Here is a 23,833-nt window from a genome sequence, read left to right on the forward strand (position 1 = left end):
AACTTAACTCAAAAAGGACATCATTATGCGCTTTTTACTAAAACAGCTCACAGGCTGCCTAAAAGATTTAACTCTGATTTGTAAAGCATTGACACACTCTGCAGCTATTTTTTGCAGTGGACATAAAGTGAGTAAAAGAAAAATAAATTCACCATCAGTTACAAGCCTTAAACAAAGAGTAAGCTTATTAAAGCAAGTAATCGGTGGTAGTACTGGGGGACAAGTCGACGATCCTAGAGTTAAAGAGGAAAATCAGACAGAAACCCAAGCCAACAGAAGAGTAGAGAGGAAAGAATGAAACCTTCTTGGTTAGTAATGCTGTTTCTTGTAGTCTTAGCAGCCATTTTTACTGGATTACATTTTCGGTCGATAAATAGCTTACATTTGTCGTTTATAGCCTGCATTGCCGTAACAAGCCTTTTCCTTAATGGCCAAGAGAACATTAAACATATTGTGCTGATTCTATTAGCCTTAGCAATAATTGAGTTTAGTGTTTTTAACTACCTTTTGAGCATCAATAAGGCTGGGTTGCCGGCTTATCAAACGAACGCGTTAATTTATGGCTTACATTTAGCCTGTGATGTCATTGCGTTAATTATACTCAAGTACCGTTTACGCTTATCACTAAGATATACTCGCCGTACTAACCCTGATAACTGGCAATCTATTTACATGACCCATGCTGACCCCATCCTGTACGGCATTTTCTTTGCTTTTGTTATCGTTGATCTAGCCGCCTTCGGTGAAAATCTTATCCGCTACATGGATCTCTTTTTTGGTGTTTCAGAAGAAGCGTCTAAACCCTTCTGGAGTTGGAGTTGGGTCTATAAAAACTATGAAATCCTAAAATCCATCCTATTATCTTGTGTGATCACCACACTATTGGCTACGATTTTTGTTGAGCGTCAGCGACCGGATACCGCCGAGCATGAGCTGGAAAAGGATACTGTGGAACATTAAAACCGAAAGCGGTTCTCAGACTCACAACCAAAAAAGGCGCGTTATGCGCCTTTTTATTTGCTACTGCGGCCAACAAGCGAGGTTAAGCCTCAGGCAGATTACGACCGTAGAATACTTCTTGGATCTCACGGTTTAAACGTAAGCGGATCTCTTCTTCCTCTTGCTCTCCCAAGTCGTCGGTGCTGATCCCGAATAAATAAGTATTCAAATCGGTTTCTTTAAGCATCATCTTAGTGTGGAACAAGTTTTCCTGATACACGTTCACGTCTACCATATGGTAGGCCTCTTTGGTGTCTTCAGACATGTAGTTTTGGATTGAGTTGATGGCGTGGTCAATATAGTGCTTTACGCCGTTTACATCACGGGTAAAGCCACGAACACGGTAGTCAATCGTCACCACATCCGACTCTAGCGAGTGGATTAAGAAGTTCAGCGCTTTTAACGGTGAGATAACACCACAGGTCGACACTTCAATATCGGCTCTGAACGTACAGATGCCGTCATGAGGGTGTGCTTCTGGGTAGGTGTGAACACAAATGTGGCTTTTATCTAAGTGCGCTACCACAGAGTCAGGTAATGGTCCTGGGGTCTCATTGCTATCAAAGGTCTGCTGCTCTACCGGCTCTTCTGAAACCAAAATAGTTACACTGGCCCCTTGCGGCTCATAATCTTGACGCGCGATATTAAGCACATTGGCACCAATAATATCGGTGACGTCTTTAAGAATATCGGTAAGGCGATCGGCACTGTATTGTTCGTCAATGTATTCTAAATATTCTTTACGCTGTTGCTCAGTCTTGGCGTAGCAAATATCGTAAATACTAAAGCTTAAACTCTTCGTTAAGTTGTTAAAGCCATGGAGTTTAATTTTATCAAAGGGCTTGTTCACGATAGACCCACCTTAATACAAAAAATCTGCGCTGCAGAACCAAAAGTTCGCGGATTTTATACGAAAATAACGCGATGAAAAAGCGTTATTTTGACTCACTTTCAACCACTTCGTGGCTGTGTGTAATTTCCACTGCTTTTTCAAGCATTAATGCCACAGAGCAGTACTTTTCAGCAGACAAGCTCACGGCTCTTTCTAAATGCTTTTCAGAAACGTTGTTGCCAGTGACCACAAAGTGTAGATTGATTTTAGTAAACACCCGTGGGGCGCTTTCGGCGCGCTCAGCGCTAAGCTTTACTTCCACGTTGCTGATATCCTGACGTGCTTTTTGTAAAATACTGACCACGTCGACTGAAGAGCAGGCCCCTGCCGACATTAATACCATTTCCATTGGGCTTGGGGCTGCACTGTCAGATCCCGTATCAAACACCACATTATGGCCTGACGCCGAACGTCCAATAAAAGTATCCCCTTCTACCCACTTTACACTTGCTAGCATATTCATCCTCTATAACGTACAACACCGCCAACAGGCGGTGTGATGCTTAGCCGCTACTCAACATAATACGCGGCTTTTAATAAGTTTCGATTTTGCCAGCTTAAACCGCAGAATCAAATAGGTTTTTTAATAATCCGGCAAACTCTTCTATAAACTCACGCTGCTCCACCGTAACGCGTTGATCAACCACACTTGAGAGTACCTCTTGTAAGTCGTAAACGATGCCATCTACTTCGCGCACAATTAAGCTGCGTTGCTCTGTAGTCAGCTCACTGTGTTGCTCACATATCTTGATAACATGCTGTGCAATTACGTCTTCGATTAATTCCATGACTCTAGGCGCACCAGGCTCTACCTGCCCGGGCTTCTCAAACAAGGCTAAGTTTTGCGTCAAATACATGACCAGTTCATCGTACCCTTGTTTATCTAACACCATACTTTGCTCACCTGAACCTATCAAAGACATCTCCTATTGATTTAAGCAGAAAGTTTTTTCGATTGCTACTTTTGTAGCCACTTAGACACAAAAAAGCAGCCGAAGCTGCTTTTTTCATCCTTTACTGTTGCTACTAGCTCAACAGCGCTATTTTAATCTAAAGATAAACCTGGGCTCAAGCTGCCTGGTAGAGTTACCTTTTCTAGCTCCACAGAAGCCACAGGGTAAGCACAGTAGTCAGCGGCATAGTAAGCACTTGCGCGGTGGTTACCTGAAGCGCCAATACCACCAAATGGTGCAGCACTTGATGCCCCTGTAATTGGACGGTTCCAGTTCACGATGCCGGCACGGATACGACGTAGGAAACGGTCATAGTCCGCTTCATTATCGCCTAAAAGACCTGCCGATAAGCCAAAGCTGGTTTCATTGGCTTTTTCAATCGCCGCATCAAAGTCTGTGTAACGGAACACTTTTAGTAACGGACCAAAGTGTTCTTCATCTGGGAAGTCACTGATGTTTGAGCATTCAATGATGCCAGGTGTTACAAAGCCTGTGCCTTCTTTGTGGGTTAGCTCAACTAACACTTCACCGCCCAGTTCAACCAGCTGCTGCTGTGCTTTGACCATGCCTGCGGCAGCGGCGTTTGAGATCATAGAACCCATAAATGGCTGATCTTCATCGTCGTAGTTGCCCACTTTAATGGCTTTCGTCGCTTTGATTAGCTGTGACAAGATAGCATCGCCTTGTTCACCTGCAGGTAAGAACAACTTACGAGCACAAGTACAGCGCTGGCCACTAGAAATATAAGCTGACTGTAAAATATCGTGCACTGCGGCTTTGGTATCGGCAACATCTTTAACCAACAGAGGGTTATTACCACCCATTTCTAGGGCTAGGATTTTGCCAGGCTGACCTGCGTACTGCTCATGCAATAGGTGACCTGTGCGCGACGAACCGGTAAAGAATAAACCATCAATACCCGCGTGCGATGCAAGTGCTTTGCCTGTTTCTACTTCACCTTGAACTAGGTTGATCACACCAGCAGGTAAGCCCGCCTGTTGCCATAGCTTCAGAGTTAACTCAGCCACCTTTGGCGTCAGTTCTGATGGCTTGAAGATCACGGTATTACCCGCTAGTAATGCCGGCACAATGTGACCATTCGGTAAGTGACCTGGGAAGTTATATGGACCAAATACGGCCACTACACCGTGCGCCTTATGACGAATAACGGCACGACCTACTGGCATTGGGTTTTCTACCACACCAGTACGCTCTTGATAGGCTTTTTCAGAGATGGCAATTTTACCTACCATGGCACCTGCTTCAGTGCGCGTTTCCCACAGTGGCTTACCTGTTTCTTGTGCAATAGCTAGCGCTAGCTCTTCGCTGTTTTCTTTTAATACATCAGCAAAACGCTTAACGATTTCTAAGCGTGCTTCAAAGCTTAGATCGCTCCATGAATAGAAGGCTTCACGTGCTGCCTTAACGGCGCCATCTACTTGCTCAGGCGTTGCAGAGTTTGCACTCCAGATGACATCATTGTTTGCTGGATTCACCGAGCTAAAGCTTGCGCCTTGTCCGGCAACCCACTCACCATTTATAAATTGTGCTGCATGTGTTGTCATAATCTATTCCCAATCTTAAATCTTTACGAGGCTAACTTGGTCGCCCTCTTCTACTTTCAAGGCCGCGGCAACGTGTGGTGCTAAAATCACTTGGTCATCTTCAGCCAAGGCCAGATCCAATACCGATGCGCGATAGTCTTCTAGTTTATCATTTGCAACCATAACAGGGAATCCGCCAGTATTGTCGCCAATTTTAACGGTTCTCACCTGAGTATTGCGAACGGTGCGGACGTTATCGACTTTGGCCTCTACTGTTGGACCGGCATCGAAAATATCGACATAGCCATTAAAGGTAAAGCCTTCACTTTTCAGCAGTTCAATCGCTGGACGAGTGTTGTTGTGCACTTGGCCAATTACCGCTTGCGCTTCTTTGCTAAGCAGGTTGACGTAAATCGGATACTTCGGCATCAACTCCGCAATAAACACCTTTTGACCAATGCCGGTGAGGTAATCAGCGGTTGGAAAGTCCATGGAAAAGAAGTGCTCTTCGAGCCATTGCCAAAATGGACTGTCGCCATTTTCATCCGACACACCGCGCATTTCTGCGATCAGGGTCTCGGCAAAACGGGCACGATGCTGGTTAATAAACATAAAACGTGCGCGCGACAGCAACTTGCCATTGGCACCTTTACGATAGCCGTCTTTTAAAAATAACGTGCATAGCTCTGTTGCACCGGTGTAATCGTTGCACAGAGTCAAAATATCCACTGCTTTGTAAACATCCAAAGTGCGTGACGAGTGGATCACTTTGCTTAAATGATAGTGATAAAACGCATCATCTAAACCCACCGCGGCTTCAATACCGCTCGTACCTACCACTTCACCTGTTTCACTGTCTTCCAGTACAAATAGGTAGCCTTCATCGAAAGGCTTATCGGCGTGCTTACCAAACGAAGCCACCGAACGTGCAATTTTCTTTTGTAATAGCTCTTCATTAACCGGCAGTGACGTAAAGCCATGTCCCGATTCGTGAGCAATGTTTAAAAGCGCTGGATAATCGCTTTCTTGGATTGGGCGAAGGATCATCATGAGCCCGCTTACTCCTCAAAATTATGGATGACAACAAGGCTGCCCATTGGCAGCCTCGCAAGCATATTAAGCGTTGTTAGCCACAACCGCGGCAACCGCTTTTTCAAAGCGCGCCATACCTTCACGGATGTCCGCTTCAGGGATAACCAGTGATGGTGTAAAACGAACCACGTTTGCACCAGCAACAAGTGACATCACGCCTTGCTTGATGCCTTCAACTAAAAACTCTTTCGCTTTGCCTTGATACTTTTCAGCAACCACGCCACCGATCAATAGACCTTTACCACGTACTTCACTGAAGACGTTGTGCTTGTTATTGATTTCAGTAAGTAGCTCACGGAAAAGCTGCTCTTTTTCTTTAACTCCGTTAAGCACTTCTGGTGTATTAACAGTATCAAACGCGGCTTCAGCTACGGCACACGCCAATGGGTTACCACCATAAGTTGAACCATGGGTACCCACTTTTAGGTGTGCTGCAATCTCAGTGGTAGTGATCATGGCACCAATAGGGAAGCCACCACCTAACGCTTTGGCCGTGGTCAGAATATCTGGTGTTACACCTAGGCCTTGGTATGCGTATAAGTCGCCCGTACGACCAACACCGGTTTGTACTTCGTCAAAAATAAGCAGTGCATTGTGCTTATCACATAGCTCGCGTACACCTTTTACGAAATCAGCATCAGGTGAAACAATACCGCCTTCACCTTGTAGCGGCTCCATCATGACTGCACAGGTTTTGTCAGACATGATTTCTTCTAGCGCTGCTAGGTCGTTATAATCGGTGTGCGCAACATCACCCGGCTTTGGACCAAAACCATCTGAATAAGCTGCTTGACCACCAACCGTCACAGTGAAGAAAGTACGACCGTGGAAGCCTTTGTTAAACGAAATGATTTGTGACTTTTCGGCACCGAATTTATCCAGCGCCCAACGACGTGCCAGCTTCAGTGCCGCTTCGTTTGCTTCTGCACCTGAGTTAGCAAAGTAGACTTTGTCTGCAAACGTGGCGTCGGTTAATTTTTTCGCTAAACGTAATGCCGGCTCGTTGGTCATGACATTAGATAAGTGCCAAATTTTTTCACCTTGCTCTTTCAGCGCGCCCACCAAAGCTGGGTGACAATGACCAAGACAGTTAACGGCAATACCACCAGCAAAGTCGATATACTCTTTGCCTTCTTGATCCCAAACACGTGAGCCTTCACCTTTTACTGGAATTACCGCAGAAGGGGCGTAGTTAGGTACCATTACGTCATCGAACAATTCACGATTAATAGTCATTTTATTTCCTCATATTTGGTGAGTGAAAGTGCTTCAAGGTAGTCATTCCTAATGGCTTACACGGCCTAGGCCTGTAATGTATGCGGATAACTATGCAGCCAATATGGCGCTGATTAAGTCTGAATTAATCCTTGATGGCACAATTTTCATACGCCTATTATTCCAGAAAAAGCCCGTTTTGTCTCATATCTCTCTGCCGTGGAGGCCTTGATATTCAAGGGTTTAACATATTTTCTCACCTTCAGTGAATAACTATTTAGGACATGTTTTATGGGCAAGGCAAGCGCTGTGCAGCTTTGCACAGCTCGCCAAGTGATGGGCTATGAATGAATAGTCGCAAAAAAAATTTTAGTTTTTTTTACAAAATCGTCAACTGGAGGTTATGGAAGGCACATTTTGCTAATTGTTTGCGCATCTCATCGCTGAGTTCAAGGTGCTGTAGTAGAAGTTCCGCTTCATCCTCTTCAATCAGCTGACTGTCTTTTAAAACAAGCATTTGCGCATAACCATAAGCTTTTTGCATCACCGTTGTTAACGCTATTGGGTCGGCTATTATTTTATGCGCATTGGGTAAATAAGTTTGCGTATACTCTTCCATGACGGCATTAAACGGCAAATACTTCAGTTCCATTTTTTCAATTAGCTTACGCGATAACTCAGCCGAGTGATTAACCAACAGGTTACGCAAAAATAACGGATCAGGCGCCAGCTCAAGTAGCGCTGAGTGGAGATCTTTTTGCTTTTTGTCGCGAGCAATTTTTACTTTCGCCTGCCAAACTTTTTCAAAGGTGCGCAAGTAAAGTCGAACTAAAGCGATTTTACCCAGCTCCAACAGCATGCCTAAGGTAAAAGCGTGCTGCTCTTTAACCCCATAAAATGGTGCCAGCTCTTTTGCGGCTATGGCGGTACTCATACTCAACTCACGCATTTTGCGCTTCATTAAAGCAAAAGGTTCGGTAGAGTGCGGCATCCAATGACGCATCGCCATGGTGGGGATCACCATTTGCAAGTTTTCTAACCCTAAGTAACGCAGTGCCAGCGCTGGGGTATCGACTTTTATTGCAGTGCCTTTGCTGTTCTTTTTACGGTACTGCGGCAAGTTAACCAAAGACACCAGCTCACGACCTAACCAACTTAGGTCATTCACAAGGGGTTCTAGGCGCCCCACAGACGCCGAACGCACCGACAAAAGGTCGAGCAACGCCGGTACGGAGTCTTGGATCCCAACCACTTCGTGGTAAATGTTATCTAGATCATTGATTTGTTTGGCAATGGCATCTTCAATCACCGAATGTAAATGCTTGCTCGCCTTGGCGATGTACTTATGATGACTGGTGCTACTTTGTTGACGCTTAGCGGCAGCAGCAATTTCAACTTCCAGCATAGTTCGCTCGGCAATACTTTCACCATAACTAATATCAAAGGTATGGATATAGCCAATCTGTTTTTGTGCGAAGTTAAGACTGATAAGAAGATCATGAGCACGTTCCGATAGTGCTTGTGCCACTCTAGTTTGCTTATTTTCTTGCGTCATGCATGCCACTTAAATTATGAGAGTTTAATAAGATACTCACACGTAACATTATCAGCTAAACGTATGAGTTTTCTATTACTACACCGCAGATTATACCAATAAAGACAACTTTTTGGTGCAATTTTCCTCACTCGGAGTTGTCTTCTGTGCCTGGCAACATGAAAAATGCTGATACCAGCATAGATGCTTAGTGATAACCTAAATTAATGCCACAATGAATAAACTCTAGAAGCGTTTAATGAAGTTATCAAGTAATGCCAGTCCATGCTCGGTAAGAATTGCCTCGGGATGGAATTGCACCCCTTCAAGTGCTCGGTCGGCCACTGATAACCCCATAATTTCATCCAGTTGCTTACTCTGGGTGGCCGTCCACGCTGTTACCTCAAACGGCTCTGGCAAACTGTGTTGTTCAACCACCAAAGAGTGATAACGACAAACCTGGTAACTGTTCGGTAAGCCTTTAAATACCCCTTTGCCATTGTGGTGCAGCAGTGACGTTTTGCCGTGCATGACCTCTTTAGCGCGAATAACTCGGCCACCCAATGCCTGTGCAATGGTTTGATGTCCTAGGCAAATGCCTAAAATGGGTATATTGCCTTGGAAACTTTTTACCACCTCCAGAGACACTCCAGCTTGATCTGGACTACAAGGACCTGGCGATATTACCAAGTGCTTGGGCTTTAGCTGCTTTATTTCATTAAGGGTGACTTCATCGTTGCGCTTTACTAAAACGTCTATATCCAGGCGCTGGAAATATTGCACCAAGTTATAAGTAAAAGAGTCATAGTTATCTATCATTAACAGCATGTTTTCTACCACAAAAGCGCCTAATACAGGCGATACCTAAAGCTGATGACGGCTCTAAAAAAGGCAATATTACCACGAACGCTGGATAAATCCGATGTGTCCTCGCGACTAAAAAAGGGCTCACACATAAAAACGCAAAAGGCACCCTAAGGTGCCATTTTTGCTCTTTCACCACCGCTGTTGCTAAGCCTCAACCGTGGTAAAGTAGTGACTTGCATTACTGACGTGGAATAAAGCCCAGCGCATCGTACACCGACTTCAATGTCTTTTCTGCGCGCTCACTGGCTTTATCGGCCCCCTTACGCATAATCTCATCGAGCAATGTACGGTCTTCTCTGATCTCTTTAAATCGCGCTTGGATCGGTTCAATCATGGCAACCACAGCGGCTGCGGTGTCTTTTTTCAGGTGACCATACATTTTATCTTCATACTCAGGAACCAGGTCCTCAATTGAACGTTTGGTGGCAACGCTCAATAAAGTCAGTAGGTTTGATACTCCCGGCTTTTCATCACGGTCAAAGTAGATACGGGCCTGCTCATCGGAATCAGTGACGGCTTTTTTCAGCTTTTTCTCAATTTTTTTCGGCTCATCTAGCAGCATGATGTAGCCATTCGGGTTTTCATCCGACTTTGACATCTTCTTCAACGGATCTTGTAAGCTCATTACCCGAGCGCCAAACTCTGGAATATAAGGCTCTGGAATTTTAAACACATCACCATATAAATTATTAAAACGCGTGGCAATATCACGAGTAAGCTCTAAGTGCTGCTTTTGATCTTCTCCTACCGGCACTTGATCCGCTTGATACAGTAAAATATCAGCCGCTTGCAGCACAGGGTATGAGAACAAACCGACATTAACGTTGTTAGCGTGCTTTGATGACTTGTCTTTAAATTGCGTCATGCGGTTCAGTTCACCCATCTGCGCGTAGCAGTTCAACACCCAAGCTAGCTGAGCATGTTCAGGTACTTGAGATTGCACAAATAACGCTGCTTTGTCTGGGTCGATACCACAAGCGGTATAGAGTGCAACACCATCCAACACCCGCTCACGCAGCTGCTCTGGCTCTTGACGAACGGTAATGGCATGGAGATCCACCAGCATAAAGAAACTTTCATGATCTTCTTGTAGTTTAAGCCACTGGTTAATGGCACCTACGTAATTGCCTATTGTCATCCCACCGGTGGGCTGAATACCACTTAATACTACAGGTTTACTCATGTCGTTCCTTTATTTTTGCTTACGTTAACGTTGATTAATAATGGGGATAATATCCAACAACCCATCACACAGGTACTGTGGCTTGAATTGTTGCAAATCTAACCCCTGATTATACCCATATTTTACCGCAATCACAGGTATCTTAGCCGCTTCGGCTGCGAAAATATCGCTTTTTGAGTCTCCCACCATAATGAGCTTTTCTGTCGGCAACTTAAGTTGCTCTGCCGCCAACAGTAATGGCTCTGGTGAAGGCTTTTTAGCGCAATCGTCACCGCAAATCACCACATCAAAGTACTGGCTGATATTGAGCTTGGCCAGTAAGGTGGTAGTAAACTCGCGGTTTTTATTGGTTACAATGGCTTTGCTCATGCCCGCACAAGCTGCTAGCGTGGTCTCAACATGGCTATACAAAACGGCATATTGCCCCACCAACTCAGCATAATGGTGTTTAAAACGTGCGATGGCTTTTGCCACATATTCTGGTTCTAGGTTATCGCTGATTTCATGACTGCCACTGAGTCCACGCTGCACCAGTGCATCTATGCCATTACCCACCCACTCTCTCACTAAGGCGTGACTGACAATAGGGTAAGCGAGTTCACTCAAGGTTAAATTGAGTGCCATGTACATGTCTTCAGCACTGTCGACCAAGGTGCCGTCTAAGTCAAATAATACCCCTTCAAAACGCATTACTTTACCTGCGCTAGCTGAGCACGCATGGCATCGATCACGGCTTTGTAATCGGGCTGGTTAAAAATGGCCGATCCTGCGACAAACATGTCGGCACCAGCAGCCGCTACTTCAGCAATATTATCGACCTTGATACCACCATCGACTTCAAGACGAATATCACGCCCGGATGCGTCGATTCTTGCTCGCGCTTCTTTTAATTTCTCGAGAGTATGGGGAATAAAACTCTGACCGCCAAAACCTGGGTTCACTGACATCAGTAATACTTGGTCAATTTTATCCATCACGTGGTCGAGATAATGCAATGGCGTGCCGGGGTTAAATACAAGGCCCGCTTTACAACCAGCGTCTTTGATCAATGCTAAGCTACGATCGATATGCTCACTGGCCTCAGGGTGGAAAGTAATAATGCTGGCACCCGCTTTAGCAAACTCGGGAATTAAACTGTCTACGGGCTTAACCATTAGATGAACGTCGATTGGCGCACTAATGCCATAGTCGCGAAGTGCTTGGCACACCATAGGACCAATGGTTAAATTAGGCACGTAATGGTTGTCCATCACGTCAAAATGCACGACATCCGCACCGGCCGCTAACACCTGCTCAACCTCTTCCCCTAATCTGGCAAAATCAGCCGATAAAATAGAAGGCGCAATCAAAAAATCCGACATCATTTTTCCCCTCAAGCTAAAACCGCCCTACTGTAGCGTAAATAAGCGATAAAGTCTCCGTTTTAAGGCCTTTTCGGATTGTGCAATAAACGAACATTGTGTATGATTAGACAGAGTCTATTTTCTGGGGATAGGGTTATGGTTTCTAGGATCAAAGCACGGATTGCGTTGATAGCAGCGGTGCTCGTTGCATCAGCGGGCGTCTTTTCATTTGATAACAGTAATGAATTCGTTGCCGATTATGCAGCCTGCAGCTGCAGTACAAGTCAATTTGCTGGCCGTTCTGAAGCATGTCAGCCAGAGTCACACACCAGCTGGGTGGCGTGGTTAACCGGCGGCAGTAGTAATGGTCAGTTCCATTATTTGGATTTGCTAGAACTGCTGATCGGCTCTAACGATGAGCAAAGTAGTAGCAAAGTCTCTTCGCCATATTAAGCACGTTTAATATGGCTTCTTCCAATAGCAAGCTGGCTGTGATCCAAAGTGTGGTTGCAGCTATGTTTGGCGTTCAAAGTCAAAACAAACGCGCAGAAGACTTTAATAACCGCCGTTTTTGGCCGTTTGCGGTTGGCGGTGTTATCTTTGTTGCCGCTTTTGTGGTAATTCTGGTTTGGTTTGTTAACGCGGTAGTGTTAGCTTAGCTTTTGGGCGGTGATACATCGCCATTAATTCGCCCACCTTATTTCTGCCATTGCCCTTCGGGCTGATGGTGCGCTTAACCTTGATAACATCCAACTTTGCCTGGTTATAAATCTTCCGTGTCCACACCGTGTCGTGATTGGAAATAAGCACTGGTGTTTGCCGCTCGAATGCTGTTAGTTCAGCTAAGTTCGCTAGCCTTGCTTGATCGTCAAGATCGAAGCCGCCTTTGGCATAACTGGTAAAAGAAGCCGTCTTACTGAGTGGCACATAGGGAGGATCGCAATACACCACGGCATTGTTAGGAATGGCATTAAATACTTCGCTGTAACTTTGGCAAGTGAATGTAGCACTCTGTGCCTTTTCAGCAAATACGTACAACTCACGCTCAGGAAAATACGGTTTCTTATATTTGCCAAATGGTACATTGAAAATCCCCTTTAGGTTGTAGCGACATAAGCCGTTGTAACCATGACGGTTCATATACAAAAAGAGGATCGCCCGCTCATAAATATCGATGCTTTCATTAAACTGTTTGCGATAAGCATAGTAAGCATCGGGGTGATTATTCAGCTCCACAAACAAACGTTTGGCATCACTGACAAACTCATCTGGGGTGCGCTTAAGTTCGTTATAGAGGTTAATTAAATCGGCATTGATATCGTTGAGGATATAATGCTTGAAGTGGGTATTTAAAAATACAGATCCGGCTCCAACAAAAGGCTCTACTAAGGTATCGGCTTCAGTACTTGCTGCTTGTAAGCGCTTAGCAATGTCTTCCACTAAGCTGTATTTTCCGCCTGCCCATTTTAAGAAGGCTCTAGTCTTTTGTTGCATGCTCGTTCTATATCGTGATTGATTGCAGGATTTTACACTAAATGCGTTTAATTACCGAGAGACTGAGTGATTTCTTGCTTAATTTTACTTACTTGCTTAAAAAATGGCTGCGCGCTATTAATCGCCGCCGGTAACTGTGCTTTTGCTGCTCTTGCAGCTGCCAACGAAGAATACGCCGATGACGTCACCACATACCAAGTTTGCTCACCACGGATCACCTCAAATTGATGCATAGTAACATCAGCATGCTGTGCCATGAACTCGGCCGCAATAGCAGACTCTGTCACAGCTAATAGCTGGATCACCCAGTCGCCGTCTTGTTGTTGTAAAAACCATTGGTTACCGCCAGCAACGGGATTAGCTTGTTCTTCACTAAGCGGTTCAGAATCTGACTGCAGTAGCTCTGCTACGTCTGCCGTTGCCGCAGGCTGAGATGATGGTGGCGTTTTAGCTTCGCTAGGCGGCGCAGCTTCTTCATTGGTGTCTAACGCCTTTGGGATCGCAGTTAATGCCGCAACAATACTCGCCACTTGAGCTGCATCTTGCTCTACCTCAGGCTGCAGTGCTTCCTTAATTTCTTCCTCCCCAGCACTGCTTAACTCTTTCACATTACTGGGCTGTGCTTGAAAGACACGCTCGGCATCCAGCGCGGTTGCAACGGTTTGCGGCTCGGACTCTTCGAGCCAATAATCTCGTAACTCTTGCTCGTACACGATGGCAATCATCAATGCCGTCAAAATAAAACACAGCGCTATCACATACCACTGCCACTGTGCCTTGCGTTGTTCTTTATCGGCCTTTGGTCGTAAATTAAGCTGCTCATTTGGCTGCCAGGTCAGTAGCACACTGGGGATGCCACGCGCTTCGGCTAGAAATGTACTGAATATAGGGTCTTCATCAGGCGGTAATTCGCGGTAAAACATCTGCATTAGACGTTTACTTTCCACCAAAGAGAGTGGCTCAATATGTATATCGAGCCCACTGGGCAGTACCTGTGGCTGCTGTGAGGTGGCTAAAATATAAATGGTTTCTTTCGCAAAGGTGGCAAGTGACTGTAATTGCTCTGCCATCTCGCTAGTTAAATGACGAACATTATCAAGCACCCACAAGCAAGGACCACAAGGTTGCTCATCATGCAGTAAGGCGAAGTTTTCACTCAGGGTGAGCTTTTGATCGATTAATGGACTACGAAAACTGTGCTCCAGAAGCTGGCGCATGACCTCGAAATCGCTGCTATTGGCAGTTAGCTTAACAAAAGCCTTGTTAAATTCAGGGTACTTATCAGTAAGAAAAGACTCAGCCAGATAGCTTTTACCCAGCCCCGAGGTACCAACCAAGGTAATAAGGTTTTGGCCGTACTCGAATTGCAAAGCAATTCTGTCTACCAAAGCCGCGCGACTCGGTAAAATTTGCGATTGCATTTAGCTGCCTATTAAGGTTTCCACGGCGTCATCGCTGACATCATCAACCAGTGCACACTGCCCCAGCTGAGTCGGCAAAATAAACCGAATCTTGCCTTGCTTATTCTTTTTATCTTTACGCATATGCTGTAAAAACTGTTGGCTGGTCATCTGTGCCGGTGCTGCGGTTGGCAAGTCATAGCGTTTCAGCACTTGGGCAATTTTATCTACTTGCTGCGCCGTTAAGTTCCCACGATGCTGTGCTAACTTTGCCGCTAACATCATCCCTGCAGCAACCGCTTCACCATGCAACCAATTGCCATAACCCATTTGCGCCTCAATAGCATGACCAAATGTATGGCCTAAATTCAGCAGTGCACGGAGGCCCGCTTCGGTTTCATCTTTTGCAACAATGTCAGCTTTGATGGCACAACACTTATAAATTACTTGTTGTAAGCACTCTGGGTCTAAATCTCGCAACTTAGGCTGCTGCTCTGAAAGGGTATCCAGAAAGTCAGCATCATAGATCAAGGCATACTTAATTACTTCGGCCATACCAGCAGCAAATTCTCTAGCTGGTAAGGTGGTTAATGTTTGGGTATCAATAAACACCGCTTTAGGCTGATAAAAAGCACCAATCATATTTTTACCCAAGGGGTGATTAACTGCCGTTTTACCACCAACCGACGAGTCAACTTGAGACAATAAGGTGGTTGGAATTTGGATAAAGGGCACACCGCGTTGATAACAAGCGGCAACGAACCCTGTTAAGTCACCAACGACACCGCCGCCTAGAGCAATTAAGCAGGTATCACGGCCACAGTTGTGCTCGAGTAAAAAAGCGGAAATTTTTTCAAACCATTGCAGTGATTTGTATTGCTCACCGTCAGGAATGATAAAGTGCAGTGGGGCTAAGGAGCTAAGCTGCTCTTGTAGCTGTGCCAGGTAAAGGGGTGCGATGGTAGAGTTGGTGATGATGACTGGACGACTTTGACCGATATACTGCTTCAGTCGTCCGGCATCAGATAAAAGTGCTTCACCAATAAAGATAGGGTAGCTGCGCTCGTTTAAATCAACCTTTAATTCAAGCATGGCTTTCCCTCTCAGTGGTATTTTTTAGAAATCTAATTTATCAATTATTTGGTTTGCAACTACTTTTGCGCTTTGCTCATCGGTACGAACAACGTGGTCGGCCACTTCTCTATATAGTGGTTCACGTTCTTCTGCTAAGCGCTCTAATACGTCACGTGAATCTTCATCAGTTTGCAATAAAGGACGACGCTTGTCACGCTGAGTACGAGCTACCTGTTTTTCGATTGGCGTTTCTAGGTAAACAACAATACCGCGCGCAGATAACTTATTGCGAACTTCTTTGCTGATCACAGAGCCACCACCGGTCGCTAACACAATGCCTTGCATTTCTGTTAGATCCGCGATGACAGATTCTTCACGCTTGCGAAACCCTTCTTCTCCTTCGATATCAAATACCCAAGAAATATCTGCACCAGTGCGGCGCTCGATTTCTTGATCTGAATCGAAAAACTCAAGGTGTAATTGATCCGCAATGTGACGACCAATCGTGCTTTTACCAGCCCCCATAGGGCCTACTAGAAATATATTACGTTTCTCAGCCATATCTTATTTAGTACAAACGAACTCTAAAATTTGAAATAAAACCCCGCCTAACGACCTGGCCCCAAAATTAAGGAGGGGATTATCTCAGTAATCTGCGAATGATTTCAAGTCAAACACGCAAAAAGCGTAATACTTTTGCCAATCGCAGGCCTATAAACTGTCTTGGATTATCTTTGGTGTCACAAATATCAACAACTCACGCTTCTCATTTATGTCACGAGAGTTTTTAAACAGCGTTCCAACGTAAGGAATATCTCCTAAAACGGGGATTTTACTCACTGCGGTTTTGACTTCTTGTTGATATATACCACCCAATACGATGGTTTGACCATTTTCAACCAAGACCTGAGTCTGAATTTGTTGGGTATTGATTGCCACTGCCGGGCCATTGGGTGTCTGCACGATATCACCTTTGGTATCTTGTGTAATCACTAGATCAAGAATAATCTTATTATCCGGGGTGATCTGTGGTGTTACCTCTAAGCTTAGCACCGCTTTTTTAAAGCTCACTGAGGTGGCACCACTGGATGAAGCTTCGACATATGGGATTTCTGTACCTTGCTCTATTCGCGCTTTCTTTTGATTAGCAGTGGTAATGCTTGGTGTGGCAATGATCTCCCCTTTGTTCTCCTGCTCTAAGGCAGACAGTTCTAGGTCAATCAAGGTGCCATCAGCCAGTTTGGCAATGTGCATCCCGATGCTACCTGCAGAAACCCCTTGCACACCCAAATTAACGTTCAAGCGGTTTTCTAATGATGGAATATTGCCATTGGATAAGTCATCAGCCCCTTCGAGAGAGCCCGAAATCGCATCGCTGCCTTGTTGATCGCTAAAGCCCCAACGCACGCCTAGATCTTCTTGAACGTTATCATCCACAGTCACCATACGCGACTCGATACGCACCTGCTTCACTGGCACATCGAGGGTATCGACCATTCTGCGCACACTTTCGATGCTTCTGGCGGTGTCTTTGATTAATAGCGTATTGGTACGCTTGTCGACACTGACGCTACCGCGATTACTAATAATGGAGTTAATATCGGTTTTTAGTAGATCAGCAAACTCTTCCGCCTTAGCGTAGTTAAGCTGGATGTACTCACTATAAAGTGGCTCTAACTCTTCGACCTGCTGACGCGCTTGCAACTCTTTGGCTTCGCGTGCCGCCAGCTCTTCAGAAGGAGCGACCATCAATATTGAGCCGTCCATGCGCTTATCAAGCCCTTTGACTCGGAGCACCACATCCAGCGCTTGATCCCATGGTACACCATCAAGTCGCAGCGTTATGTTACCTGATACCGTATCACTGGTGACGAGGTTAAAGTTATTGGTGTCGGCAATGATCTGCAGCACAGAACGAATAGGAATATCTTGGAAGTTCAGCGTGATCGGCTGGCCTTTGTATTCTTTTTGCTCGCCAAACGTTTCACTGCCCTCATCTTTTTCCACCGACAAAGTAAAAATATTGTCTAGCTGTTGGTAGGTAAACTTAAACGCAGCATTGGGCTCAATAACGATGCGGCTTTTATTCTCTTCTTTGAACGTTTCGATGGTGGATACCACAGTACCAAAGTCCAGCACATCAAGCTCGTATAAAAGATCATCTGCAATATCAATGTGGTGAAAATCAGCTATGATCTTACCGCCGCGCTCTTGCACGTCTATGGCCGCTTGGTTGTGTTCTAAAAAGGCCAACACCTTTGCTTGTCCCTTTTCACCACGGCGAAAGTCAATGGCTTGAATTTGGTTGATAAAGGACGTGACTTGGTTGTTTTGCTGCTGCTCTGACACGATAGGCTGATCGGATACTTCCACCAGCACGAGATTGTTCTTAACTGTGGTTTTATAGAGCTTTAATGCTTCCATATTAATAGCAACAACAAAGCCACCATCACGTAGCTCACTGGTGATACCTTTAATACCAGCCTGATCAATCTTCAGCGCCTTAAGGCTTTCTTCAAACTCCGCATTGGCAAAAAACAGCTCAATACTGGCTTCTTCCCCCACCACATTGACTTTGGGTTCCGCTGCTAATTTTTCATCAAACACTAACTGCAGCTGCGTTTCTCCCGTTGCCACTGGGTTATAGCGAATGTCATATAGCATTGGGATTGCGTGTGCGATGGATGATAACCCTATTGCTGCAGCACCAAGCAGCGTATTTAACATCTTCCGCGCGTTCGTTGTTAATGATTTTTTGACGTTATAGTTAGTATTCACTCGCGCCACCTTGTTCCGCCTCTGACATTTCAACTTTGGTAAGTCGTTCTTTCCAACATCCCGTCCCATCTGGGATTAATTCTAATAACTCTAAATGATCTGCGTTTACCGCCAATACTTTGCCATGATAAAGCCCCATGTACTCGCCACTTTTAACCCGATACAAGCCCTGATTAACGGCTTCAATTAACGCCCAGCGGCCATCAGGCTTAGCGATGATCCCTTTCATTCTAAGATTATCTAAGGGAAATTTTTCTAATGGGTCGCGTGCGCGGTCAGGGTCAGGGTGCAGACAGTTTTTCACTTGCACTACTTTATTTTCAATGACCTCGGGTTGTGGTGCCACAAACGGGCTACGCAAGTTGCTAGCACTGTACTGAAACGGTTCGTAGCTTTGCATTTCTGGAATTGGCTCTATTTTAGGTGTAGAGCTGGCTTTCACCTGATCAATGAATTCTTTTTGCTCTGCTGTGCTGTCGTTACAGCCACTTAGCAGTAGTAATAACCCAGCGCTTAAGATGGCTCTAATCATTCCGCTCTCCATGTTCATAGCGATAGGTCTTCGCCACCACACTGAATGTGAGCTCGCCGTTTGCGGCATTTTCAATTCTAAAGTCATGTAAACTCACGATCCGTGGTAAATCCGACACCTTGCTCACAAACTCTCCAAACTCATGGTACTTTCCGATAACTTCTAACTGGATCGGCAGTTCAGTATAAAATTCTTTGCGAATTTCCGGCATCCAGCCAATCTTTAAAAAAGTCAGGCCACTGGAGGTGCCAACGTACGTCAGGTCGTCCAACAAGCCTGGCGTTTCATTAGAGCTAGGTAGCCGTCTTAATAGCTCGGTAAACTGGGCTTCCATATCAATCATTTGCTGCTTATAAAGCTCTAAGTTATTGGCCCGAGCGTATTTAATTCGGTAACTGGTTCTCAACTCTTGCTCTTTTTTGACCGCTTGCTCATAGCGATCAATTGAGCTCGATACCATTAGGTTATACCCCAAAATAAGCATGAGTAGCACCACGATCACAGAGCAGAGTACTTTTACTGGAAATGGCCAATGACCGATGTTATCGAGTTCGAGCTCGTTCCAGTCGATTTCTTTTAATTCTTTTAAGTCAAACTTCATACCATTCCCACCTAGTTTTCTTTATCGGCTAAGTTCATGTCTTCATGAGACTTAACGTAAAAGTGCATGGTGAAGTCACTAAGTAGACTGGCACTTTGTTCACCTGCAACAATCCCTTGAATGACTGGGCGCTCTAATAAATAAGAAGACTCAACCTGGCGCAACATTTGCGATAGCCGGTTATTCGATTCACTGCGACCTATTACCTTAATCTTGTCGCCTTGTCGCTCTAGGTTGGTTAAATAAATGCCCGCAGGAACCACCCTTGCTATTTCATCAATAATTTGTGTGCCTAGGCTGCGGTTTAATTGTAACTCTTCGATTAAACGAATGCGGCGCTGCAGGTTTTCTTTTTGCTTGTTGAGGTTATTAATGGCGGTAATTCGAGAATCAAGGTTGGATATCTCGGATTGCAAGTAGCGATTTTTAATTTCTTGGCCGTCCTTTAAACCAACATAGAAACTGCCAAGTAAATACATCAAGAGCAAACAAACAGCGATAATGGCTGCAATGATGGATAAAAACAGTTGCTGCGAAGCCTGCCTCTGCTGTTCCCGCCAGGGTAATAAATTTATATGTGGCATGAAGAAAAGCTCCTTAACGCAAGCCCTGTCGCCAAAGCAAATTGCGCCTTGTGTTTTTGCATCACATGGCGGTCCACCTTTGGGGCAATTTCCATGTCGCAGAACGGATCAGCCACTACGGTATGAATGCCCAGCTCATCAATTAATAGCTTGTCTAAGCCATCCACCAAAGCGGTGCCCCCAGTTAAAATAATATAGTCAATATGATCTTTACCACTGGTGGTCATAAACATTTGCAGTGAACGACGAACCTGTTGTAACAGAGAAGTTTGAAACGGTGCCAACACTTCAAAGGTGTGGTTTGGAGGCAAGTCACCAGTGGTTTTAGCCAGCTCGGCTTCATCGTAAGTTTTATTATAATAAGCAACGATACTGTTGGTGTATTGATCGCCGCCAAAGACTTGATCTCGCGTGTAAATCGTTTTGCCAGACTGCACTACGCTAGTAAGGGTTAATACCGCCCCTATATCAATAACAGCGACGATTTTATCGTAAGCGTCAGCAGGCAAGGTGCTGTACAGTACGTCTAACGAGCGGCTCAAAGCATAGTTTTCCACGTCCACCACTTTAGCTTTAAAGCCGGCTTCTTCCAGCGCCCCTACCCGCGCTTGGACGCTTTCTGTGCGTGCTGCAGAGAGTAGCACATTCATTTTTGAAGGATCCGCTTCATTGACACCAATTTTTTCAAAATCAAGGCTCACCTCGTCCAGCGGATAAGGAATAAGGCTGTCGGCTTCAATGGCAATTTGTGACTCCAATTCAGCATCAGTTAATGACACATCCATAAAAATCACTTTGGTTATTACGGTTTGACCCGATACAGCAACGGCTGCAAATTGTGTCATTCTGGGAATGCGACGCTTTATTTTGCTAATGGCGTTACCTATGGCTTCGATGTCTTGAACTGCCCGCTCGTTTATTGCCCCTTTAGGAATAGGCTCTATCGCAACGGCTTCAACACGGTAACCAGCACTGGTTTGCGACAGCAAAACCGCCTTAACACAATGAGAACCGATGTCGATCCCTATCATTAAAGGTGATTGTTTTTTTAATAATTGGCTCAACATGTGAGGCGCCTATTCCTTTTTTACTCGTGTATCTTAAAAATTTAGCACACAAAAATATTAATCGTTTTTTAATCAAGATATACTAGCAGCCTCTACCTGTAATTGGGAGTCTAACTAGGGATAATTCCGTGAAATTATTGAAAAGATTATTACAATTCGCTTTTGTTTGTACCCTTTTAGGCATGTTTATTCTTATCAGCCTTTATTATTATGTCAAATCTGACATACCAAGTGTAGAGGTTTTAAAAGATGTGCAATTACAAACCCCTATGCAAGTATTTACCAGAGATGGCAAACTGATCAACCAATTTGGTGAGAAGCGCCGTATTCCGGTGCGCTTGCAGGATGTTCCGGTGCCGATGCAGAAGGCCTTTTTGGCCACCGAAGACAACCGTTTCTATGAACATTTTGGTATCGACCCTATCGGTATCGTACGTTCAGCCATTGTGCTTATTACCACTGGAGAGAAAAAACAAGGTGCCAGTACCATTACGATGCAGCTCGCCCGCAACTTTTTCTTAACCCGAGAGAAAGCCTATATTCGTAAAGTAAAAGAAATCTTTATTGCGTTGCATATTGAGCAACTACTGACAAAAGATGAAATTTTTGAGCTTTATTTAAACAAAATTGAGTTAGGAAACCGCGCATTTGGCATTGGTGCCGCGGCTCAAGTGTATTATGGTCGTGCCTTAAATGAACTCACTCTCCCTGAAATGGCGATGATTGCAGGCCTACCTAAAGCACCATCGGCATTAAACCCAATTCGCAATCCAGAACGCGCCAAACAACGCCGTAATGTTGTACTGGGCCGAATGCTAGCAGAGAATTATATTTCTCAAGCACAATTTAACAGCGCCAGCAGTGCCCCTATTACCGCTCAGTTTCATGGTGCCGAAATCGAGTTATATGCCCCCTATATCTCTGAAATGGTGCGTGCCTATATGGTCGAGCGCTACGGTACTGATAAAGCCTATAACTCTGGAATGAAAGTGTATACCAGTGTCGATTCTGATATGCAGTTAGCCGCACAACAAGCCTTGATTAACAATTTGCATGCGTACGATGAGCGCCATGGCTTCCGCGGTCCTAACGCTGTGTACTGGCAACACGAGCAACAAGCTCCGCTTAATCAAGCACAAATCCTAGAACGACTGCAACAAGTTGATACTATAGAGCCATTACAAGCAGCGGTTGTCACCGCCATTGCTGAGCAAACGGCTGAGGTGCTCCTTGCCAGCGACGAGCAAATTACCCTTGAATGGCCTGGGCTGAAGTGGGCCAGAGCCTACATTTCAGATCGTCGCCAGAGCCTACCGCCGAAAACCACTGCCGATGTATTAGCGCCAGGCATGCAAATTTTTGTACGCCAGCATGAAGGCACCTGGATGCTTAGCCAACTGCCACAAGCATCCAGCGCGATTGTCTCTTTAGACCCGCAAGATGGCCGTATAAAAGCCATTGTCGGTGGTTATAGCTTTGCCCTAAGTCAATATAATCGCGCCACTCAAGCAAAGCGCCAAGTGGGCTCTAATATTAAACCATTCATTTACTCGGCCGCGCTGGAAAAAGACTATACCTTGGCCACCATCTTAAACGACGCCCCCATCAACCACTGGGATCGCAGCGTTGGCGTGGCTTGGCGACCAAAAAACAGCCCCGAAGTGTATAATGGTCCGATCCGTATTCGCCGCGCCTTGGCACAATCTAAAAACGTAGTGTCAGTGCGATTGATCAAAGGCGTGGGGATCAATACAGCCGCAGATCACTTATTAAAATTTGGTTTTCAAGATCAGGATATTAATCGCAGCGAGTCTTTGGCGCTCGGCAGTGCCGCTTTAACCCCGCTCGAGATGGCTCGTGGTATGGCCACGTTCGCCAATGGCGGCCACCTTATCGAACCCTATTTTATAGCGAGAATCACCGATCCATACGGTAATGAGTTAGGTAAAGCGACACCGCTAAAAGTATGTGATGAGCAACAACTTGAAGACCACCCTGAATTGTGTGCCCCTCAGGTGATTTCAGAACAAAATGCTTTTTTAATTGCCGATGCTCTGAAAAGCGCCATCTGGGGCGGCGGAAGCTGGAAACACGATACCGGTTGGAGTGGCACTGGTTGGCGGGCGCAGTGGTTAAAGCGTCGTGACTTGGCTGGAAAAACCGGTACCACTAACGATTCTGTTGATACTTGGTTCACAGGCTTTAATCGTAATGTCCTCACTTCAGTGTGGGTAGGATTTGACGATGCCGGCAGATCATTAGGCCGTGCCGCCTATAATGCTAACCTAGGAAATAACCAGCTTGTGGGCGCAGAGTCCGGCGCCATTTCCGCACAGCCGGCATGGATTGAGTTTATGCGTGCCGCATTAGCAGGGGAACCTGCCGCGCCGATTGAGCCACCACCGGGACTGATTTCGACACGGATTGATCTAAAAACGGGCTTGCTGTCTCGTAAGAACGATCATACCTCACGGTTTGAATACTTCGAACAAGGTACAGAACCCACTAAGTATGTGTTAGATAATGATTCAGGCACTCCATTCGACGGCGACGATAAGCTGCCATCGTCCGATGAGCTGTTTTAATAAACCAACACAGCTCTAATCTAATAAAAAAGCCGATACTGAATGAAGTGACCCCCAATAGTTGGACATTCCAATTACTGGGGGTCTTTTTATGTC

General features: G+C 45.3%; 25 protein-coding genes. 5 read left to right on the plus strand and 20 right to left on the minus strand.

What is annotated here, in order from left to right:
- Window positions 1-25 precede the first annotated feature (25 nt).
- Window positions 26-298 (plus strand): hypothetical protein, encoded by a 273-nt coding sequence (locus tag ACNKW2_RS15470; RefSeq protein ID WP_419149366.1) that lies wholly within the window; start codon window positions 26-28, stop codon window positions 296-298.
- Entirely contained in the window at window positions 295-960 is a 666-nt protein-coding gene (locus ACNKW2_RS15475) for a hypothetical protein (RefSeq protein WP_419149367.1), read from the plus strand. The genes ACNKW2_RS15470 and ACNKW2_RS15475 overlap by 4 nt, the downstream gene beginning before the upstream one ends.
- 82 nt (window positions 961-1,042) lie before the next feature.
- Here the strand turns inward: ACNKW2_RS15475 and speD are convergent, their stop codons facing one another.
- The 11 genes from speD to rpe all read right to left on the minus strand — a co-directional run bounded on the left by speD (window position 1,043) and on the right by rpe (window position 11,640).
- Window positions 1,043-1,849, minus strand: coding sequence for an adenosylmethionine decarboxylase (speD, locus tag ACNKW2_RS15480; protein ID WP_336568526.1), 807 nt, complete (start codon window positions 1,847-1,849; stop codon window positions 1,043-1,045).
- Between the two features lie 85 nt (window positions 1,850-1,934).
- Window positions 1,935-2,348 carry an OsmC family protein gene (locus tag ACNKW2_RS15485; RefSeq protein ID WP_419149368.1) on the minus strand — a complete coding sequence of 138 codons (414 nt, stop codon included), beginning with the start codon at window positions 2,346-2,348 and terminating at the stop codon, window positions 1,935-1,937.
- Window positions 2,349-2,448: 100 nt separating this feature from the next.
- Window positions 2,449-2,784, minus strand: coding sequence for a DUF3802 family protein (locus ACNKW2_RS15490; protein WP_419149382.1), 336 nt, complete (start codon window positions 2,782-2,784; stop codon window positions 2,449-2,451).
- A 152-nt stretch (window positions 2,785-2,936) separates the two neighbouring features.
- The gene (gene astD / locus ACNKW2_RS15495) at window positions 2,937-4,409 is read right to left on the minus strand and encodes a succinylglutamate-semialdehyde dehydrogenase (protein WP_419149369.1); all 1,473 of its coding nucleotides are present in this window, start codon (window positions 4,407-4,409) and stop codon (window positions 2,937-2,939) included.
- Window positions 4,410-4,424: 15 nt separating this feature from the next.
- Window positions 4,425-5,438: an arginine N-succinyltransferase gene (gene astA / locus ACNKW2_RS15500; protein WP_419149370.1), complete on the minus strand. Its 1,014-nt coding sequence runs from the start codon at window positions 5,436-5,438 to the stop codon at window positions 4,425-4,427.
- 66 nt (window positions 5,439-5,504) lie between these two features.
- Complete coding sequence (locus ACNKW2_RS15505) at window positions 5,505-6,716, minus strand: aspartate aminotransferase family protein (protein WP_419149371.1); 1,212 nt, start codon at window positions 6,714-6,716, stop codon at window positions 5,505-5,507.
- Between the two features lie 358 nt (window positions 6,717-7,074).
- Complete coding sequence (locus ACNKW2_RS15510; RefSeq protein WP_419149372.1) at window positions 7,075-8,250, minus strand: HDOD domain-containing protein; 1,176 nt, start codon at window positions 8,248-8,250, stop codon at window positions 7,075-7,077.
- A gap of 225 nt (window positions 8,251-8,475) precedes the next feature.
- Complete coding sequence (locus ACNKW2_RS15515) at window positions 8,476-9,057, minus strand: anthranilate synthase component II (RefSeq protein ID WP_419149383.1); 582 nt, start codon at window positions 9,055-9,057, stop codon at window positions 8,476-8,478.
- Window positions 9,058-9,274: 217 nt separating this feature from the next.
- A complete protein-coding gene (gene trpS / locus ACNKW2_RS15520; protein ID WP_336568517.1) occupies window positions 9,275-10,279 on the minus strand; it encodes a tryptophan--tRNA ligase in 1,005 nt (334 codons plus the stop codon).
- A 24-nt stretch (window positions 10,280-10,303) separates the two neighbouring features.
- Window positions 10,304-10,969 (minus strand): phosphoglycolate phosphatase, encoded by a 666-nt coding sequence (gene gph, locus ACNKW2_RS15525; RefSeq protein WP_419149373.1) that lies wholly within the window; start codon window positions 10,967-10,969, stop codon window positions 10,304-10,306.
- Window positions 10,969-11,640, minus strand: coding sequence for a ribulose-phosphate 3-epimerase (gene rpe / locus ACNKW2_RS15530; RefSeq protein WP_419149384.1), 672 nt, complete (start codon window positions 11,638-11,640; stop codon window positions 10,969-10,971). Before rpe ends, gph begins: the two co-directional genes overlap by 1 nt.
- A gap of 138 nt (window positions 11,641-11,778) precedes the next feature.
- Between rpe and ACNKW2_RS15535 the strand changes: the two genes are divergently transcribed.
- Window positions 11,779-12,075, plus strand: a complete 297-nt coding sequence (locus tag ACNKW2_RS15535) for a hypothetical protein (RefSeq protein WP_419149374.1) — start codon at window positions 11,779-11,781, stop codon at window positions 12,073-12,075.
- 11 nt (window positions 12,076-12,086) lie between these two features.
- On the plus strand, window positions 12,087-12,281 hold the full coding sequence (locus tag ACNKW2_RS15540; protein WP_419149375.1) for a DUF2970 domain-containing protein: 195 nt from the start codon (window positions 12,087-12,089) through the stop codon (window positions 12,279-12,281).
- On the opposite strand, the gene ACNKW2_RS15545 is transcribed toward ACNKW2_RS15540, so the two are convergent.
- The 9 genes from ACNKW2_RS15545 to ACNKW2_RS15585 form a co-directional block, all read right to left on the minus strand.
- Window positions 12,259-13,116: a Dam family site-specific DNA-(adenine-N6)-methyltransferase gene (locus ACNKW2_RS15545; protein WP_419149376.1), complete on the minus strand. Its 858-nt coding sequence runs from the start codon at window positions 13,114-13,116 to the stop codon at window positions 12,259-12,261. The two genes, ACNKW2_RS15540 and ACNKW2_RS15545, sit on opposite strands and share 23 nt — an antisense overlap.
- Window positions 13,117-13,163: 47 nt before the next feature.
- Window positions 13,164-14,537, minus strand: a complete 1,374-nt coding sequence (locus tag ACNKW2_RS15550; protein WP_419149377.1) for an SPOR domain-containing protein — start codon at window positions 14,535-14,537, stop codon at window positions 13,164-13,166.
- Window positions 14,538-15,608 carry a 3-dehydroquinate synthase gene (aroB, locus tag ACNKW2_RS15555; protein ID WP_419149378.1) on the minus strand — a complete coding sequence of 357 codons (1,071 nt, stop codon included), beginning with the start codon at window positions 15,606-15,608 and terminating at the stop codon, window positions 14,538-14,540. It abuts the gene before it with no gap.
- A 24-nt stretch (window positions 15,609-15,632) separates the two neighbouring features.
- Entirely contained in the window at window positions 15,633-16,151 is a 519-nt protein-coding gene (gene aroK, locus ACNKW2_RS15560; RefSeq protein ID WP_336568507.1) for a shikimate kinase AroK, read from the minus strand.
- Window positions 16,152-16,301: 150 nt separating this feature from the next.
- Window positions 16,302-18,317 carry a type IV pilus secretin PilQ gene (locus tag ACNKW2_RS15565; protein ID WP_419149379.1) on the minus strand — a complete coding sequence of 672 codons (2,016 nt, stop codon included), beginning with the start codon at window positions 18,315-18,317 and terminating at the stop codon, window positions 16,302-16,304.
- Between the two features lie 40 nt (window positions 18,318-18,357).
- Window positions 18,358-18,900 carry a pilus assembly protein PilP gene (locus ACNKW2_RS15570; protein ID WP_336568503.1) on the minus strand — a complete coding sequence of 181 codons (543 nt, stop codon included), beginning with the start codon at window positions 18,898-18,900 and terminating at the stop codon, window positions 18,358-18,360.
- The gene (locus tag ACNKW2_RS15575) at window positions 18,893-19,501 is read right to left on the minus strand and encodes a type IV pilus inner membrane component PilO (RefSeq protein WP_336568502.1); all 609 of its coding nucleotides are present in this window, start codon (window positions 19,499-19,501) and stop codon (window positions 18,893-18,895) included. The genes ACNKW2_RS15570 and ACNKW2_RS15575 overlap by 8 nt, the downstream gene beginning before the upstream one ends.
- An 11-nt stretch (window positions 19,502-19,512) precedes the next feature.
- A complete protein-coding gene (locus tag ACNKW2_RS15580) occupies window positions 19,513-20,085 on the minus strand; it encodes a PilN domain-containing protein (RefSeq protein ID WP_419149380.1) in 573 nt (190 codons plus the stop codon).
- Entirely contained in the window at window positions 20,073-21,152 is a 1,080-nt protein-coding gene (locus ACNKW2_RS15585; protein ID WP_336568499.1) for a pilus assembly protein PilM, read from the minus strand. The genes ACNKW2_RS15580 and ACNKW2_RS15585 overlap by 13 nt, the downstream gene beginning before the upstream one ends.
- Before the next feature lie 128 nt (window positions 21,153-21,280).
- Between ACNKW2_RS15585 and ACNKW2_RS15590 the strand changes: the two genes are divergently transcribed.
- On the plus strand, window positions 21,281-23,737 hold the full coding sequence (locus tag ACNKW2_RS15590) for a penicillin-binding protein 1A (RefSeq protein WP_419149381.1): 2,457 nt from the start codon (window positions 21,281-21,283) through the stop codon (window positions 23,735-23,737).
- Window positions 23,738-23,833 lie beyond the last annotated feature (96 nt).

Source organism: Pseudoalteromonas 'SMAR' (genome assembly GCF_048515945.1).
Classification (GTDB): Bacteria; Pseudomonadota; Gammaproteobacteria; order Enterobacterales; family Alteromonadaceae; genus Pseudoalteromonas.

What these genes read in the sequence shown, in the direction of transcription:
- ACNKW2_RS15470 (WP_419149366.1), top strand. Translation starts at nt 26, where the DNA reads ATGCGCTTTTTACTAAAACAGCTCACAGGCTGCCTAAAAGATTTAACT.
- ACNKW2_RS15475 (WP_419149367.1), top strand. Translation starts at nt 295, where the DNA reads ATGAAACCTTCTTGGTTAGTAATGCTGTTTCTTGTAGTCTTAGCAGCC.
- ACNKW2_RS15485 (WP_419149368.1), bottom strand. Translation starts at nt 2,348, where the DNA reads ATGCTAGCAAGTGTAAAGTGGGTAGAAGGGGATACTTTTATTGGACGT.
- ACNKW2_RS15490 (WP_419149382.1), bottom strand. Translation starts at nt 2,784, where the DNA reads ATGGTGTTAGATAAACAAGGGTACGATGAACTGGTCATGTATTTGACG.
- astD (WP_419149369.1), bottom strand. Translation starts at nt 4,409, where the DNA reads ATGACAACACATGCAGCACAATTTATAAATGGTGAGTGGGTTGCCGGA.
- astA (WP_419149370.1), bottom strand. Translation starts at nt 5,438, where the DNA reads ATGATGATCCTTCGCCCAATCCAAGAAAGCGATTATCCAGCGCTTTTA.
- ACNKW2_RS15505 (WP_419149371.1), bottom strand. Translation starts at nt 6,716, where the DNA reads ATGACTATTAATCGTGAATTGTTCGATGACGTAATGGTACCTAACTAC.
- ACNKW2_RS15510 (WP_419149372.1), bottom strand. Translation starts at nt 8,250, where the DNA reads ATGACGCAAGAAAATAAGCAAACTAGAGTGGCACAAGCACTATCGGAA.
- ACNKW2_RS15515 (WP_419149383.1), bottom strand. Translation starts at nt 9,057, where the DNA reads ATGCTGTTAATGATAGATAACTATGACTCTTTTACTTATAACTTGGTG.
- trpS (WP_336568517.1), bottom strand. Translation starts at nt 10,279, where the DNA reads ATGAGTAAACCTGTAGTATTAAGTGGTATTCAGCCCACCGGTGGGATG.
- gph (WP_419149373.1), bottom strand. Translation starts at nt 10,969, where the DNA reads ATGCGTTTTGAAGGGGTATTATTTGACTTAGACGGCACCTTGGTCGAC.
- rpe (WP_419149384.1), bottom strand. Translation starts at nt 11,640, where the DNA reads ATGTCGGATTTTTTGATTGCGCCTTCTATTTTATCGGCTGATTTTGCC.
- ACNKW2_RS15535 (WP_419149374.1), top strand. Translation starts at nt 11,779, where the DNA reads ATGGTTTCTAGGATCAAAGCACGGATTGCGTTGATAGCAGCGGTGCTC.
- ACNKW2_RS15540 (WP_419149375.1), top strand. Translation starts at nt 12,087, where the DNA reads ATGGCTTCTTCCAATAGCAAGCTGGCTGTGATCCAAAGTGTGGTTGCA.
- ACNKW2_RS15545 (WP_419149376.1), bottom strand. Translation starts at nt 13,116, where the DNA reads ATGCAACAAAAGACTAGAGCCTTCTTAAAATGGGCAGGCGGAAAATAC.
- ACNKW2_RS15550 (WP_419149377.1), bottom strand. Translation starts at nt 14,537, where the DNA reads ATGCAATCGCAAATTTTACCGAGTCGCGCGGCTTTGGTAGACAGAATT.
- aroB (WP_419149378.1), bottom strand. Translation starts at nt 15,608, where the DNA reads ATGCTTGAATTAAAGGTTGATTTAAACGAGCGCAGCTACCCTATCTTT.
- aroK (WP_336568507.1), bottom strand. Translation starts at nt 16,151, where the DNA reads ATGGCTGAGAAACGTAATATATTTCTAGTAGGCCCTATGGGGGCTGGT.
- ACNKW2_RS15565 (WP_419149379.1), bottom strand. Translation starts at nt 18,317, where the DNA reads ATGTTAAATACGCTGCTTGGTGCTGCAGCAATAGGGTTATCATCCATC.
- ACNKW2_RS15570 (WP_336568503.1), bottom strand. Translation starts at nt 18,900, where the DNA reads ATGATTAGAGCCATCTTAAGCGCTGGGTTATTACTACTGCTAAGTGGC.
- ACNKW2_RS15575 (WP_336568502.1), bottom strand. Translation starts at nt 19,501, where the DNA reads ATGAAGTTTGACTTAAAAGAATTAAAAGAAATCGACTGGAACGAGCTC.
- ACNKW2_RS15580 (WP_419149380.1), bottom strand. Translation starts at nt 20,085, where the DNA reads ATGCCACATATAAATTTATTACCCTGGCGGGAACAGCAGAGGCAGGCT.
- ACNKW2_RS15585 (WP_336568499.1), bottom strand. Translation starts at nt 21,152, where the DNA reads ATGTTGAGCCAATTATTAAAAAAACAATCACCTTTAATGATAGGGATC.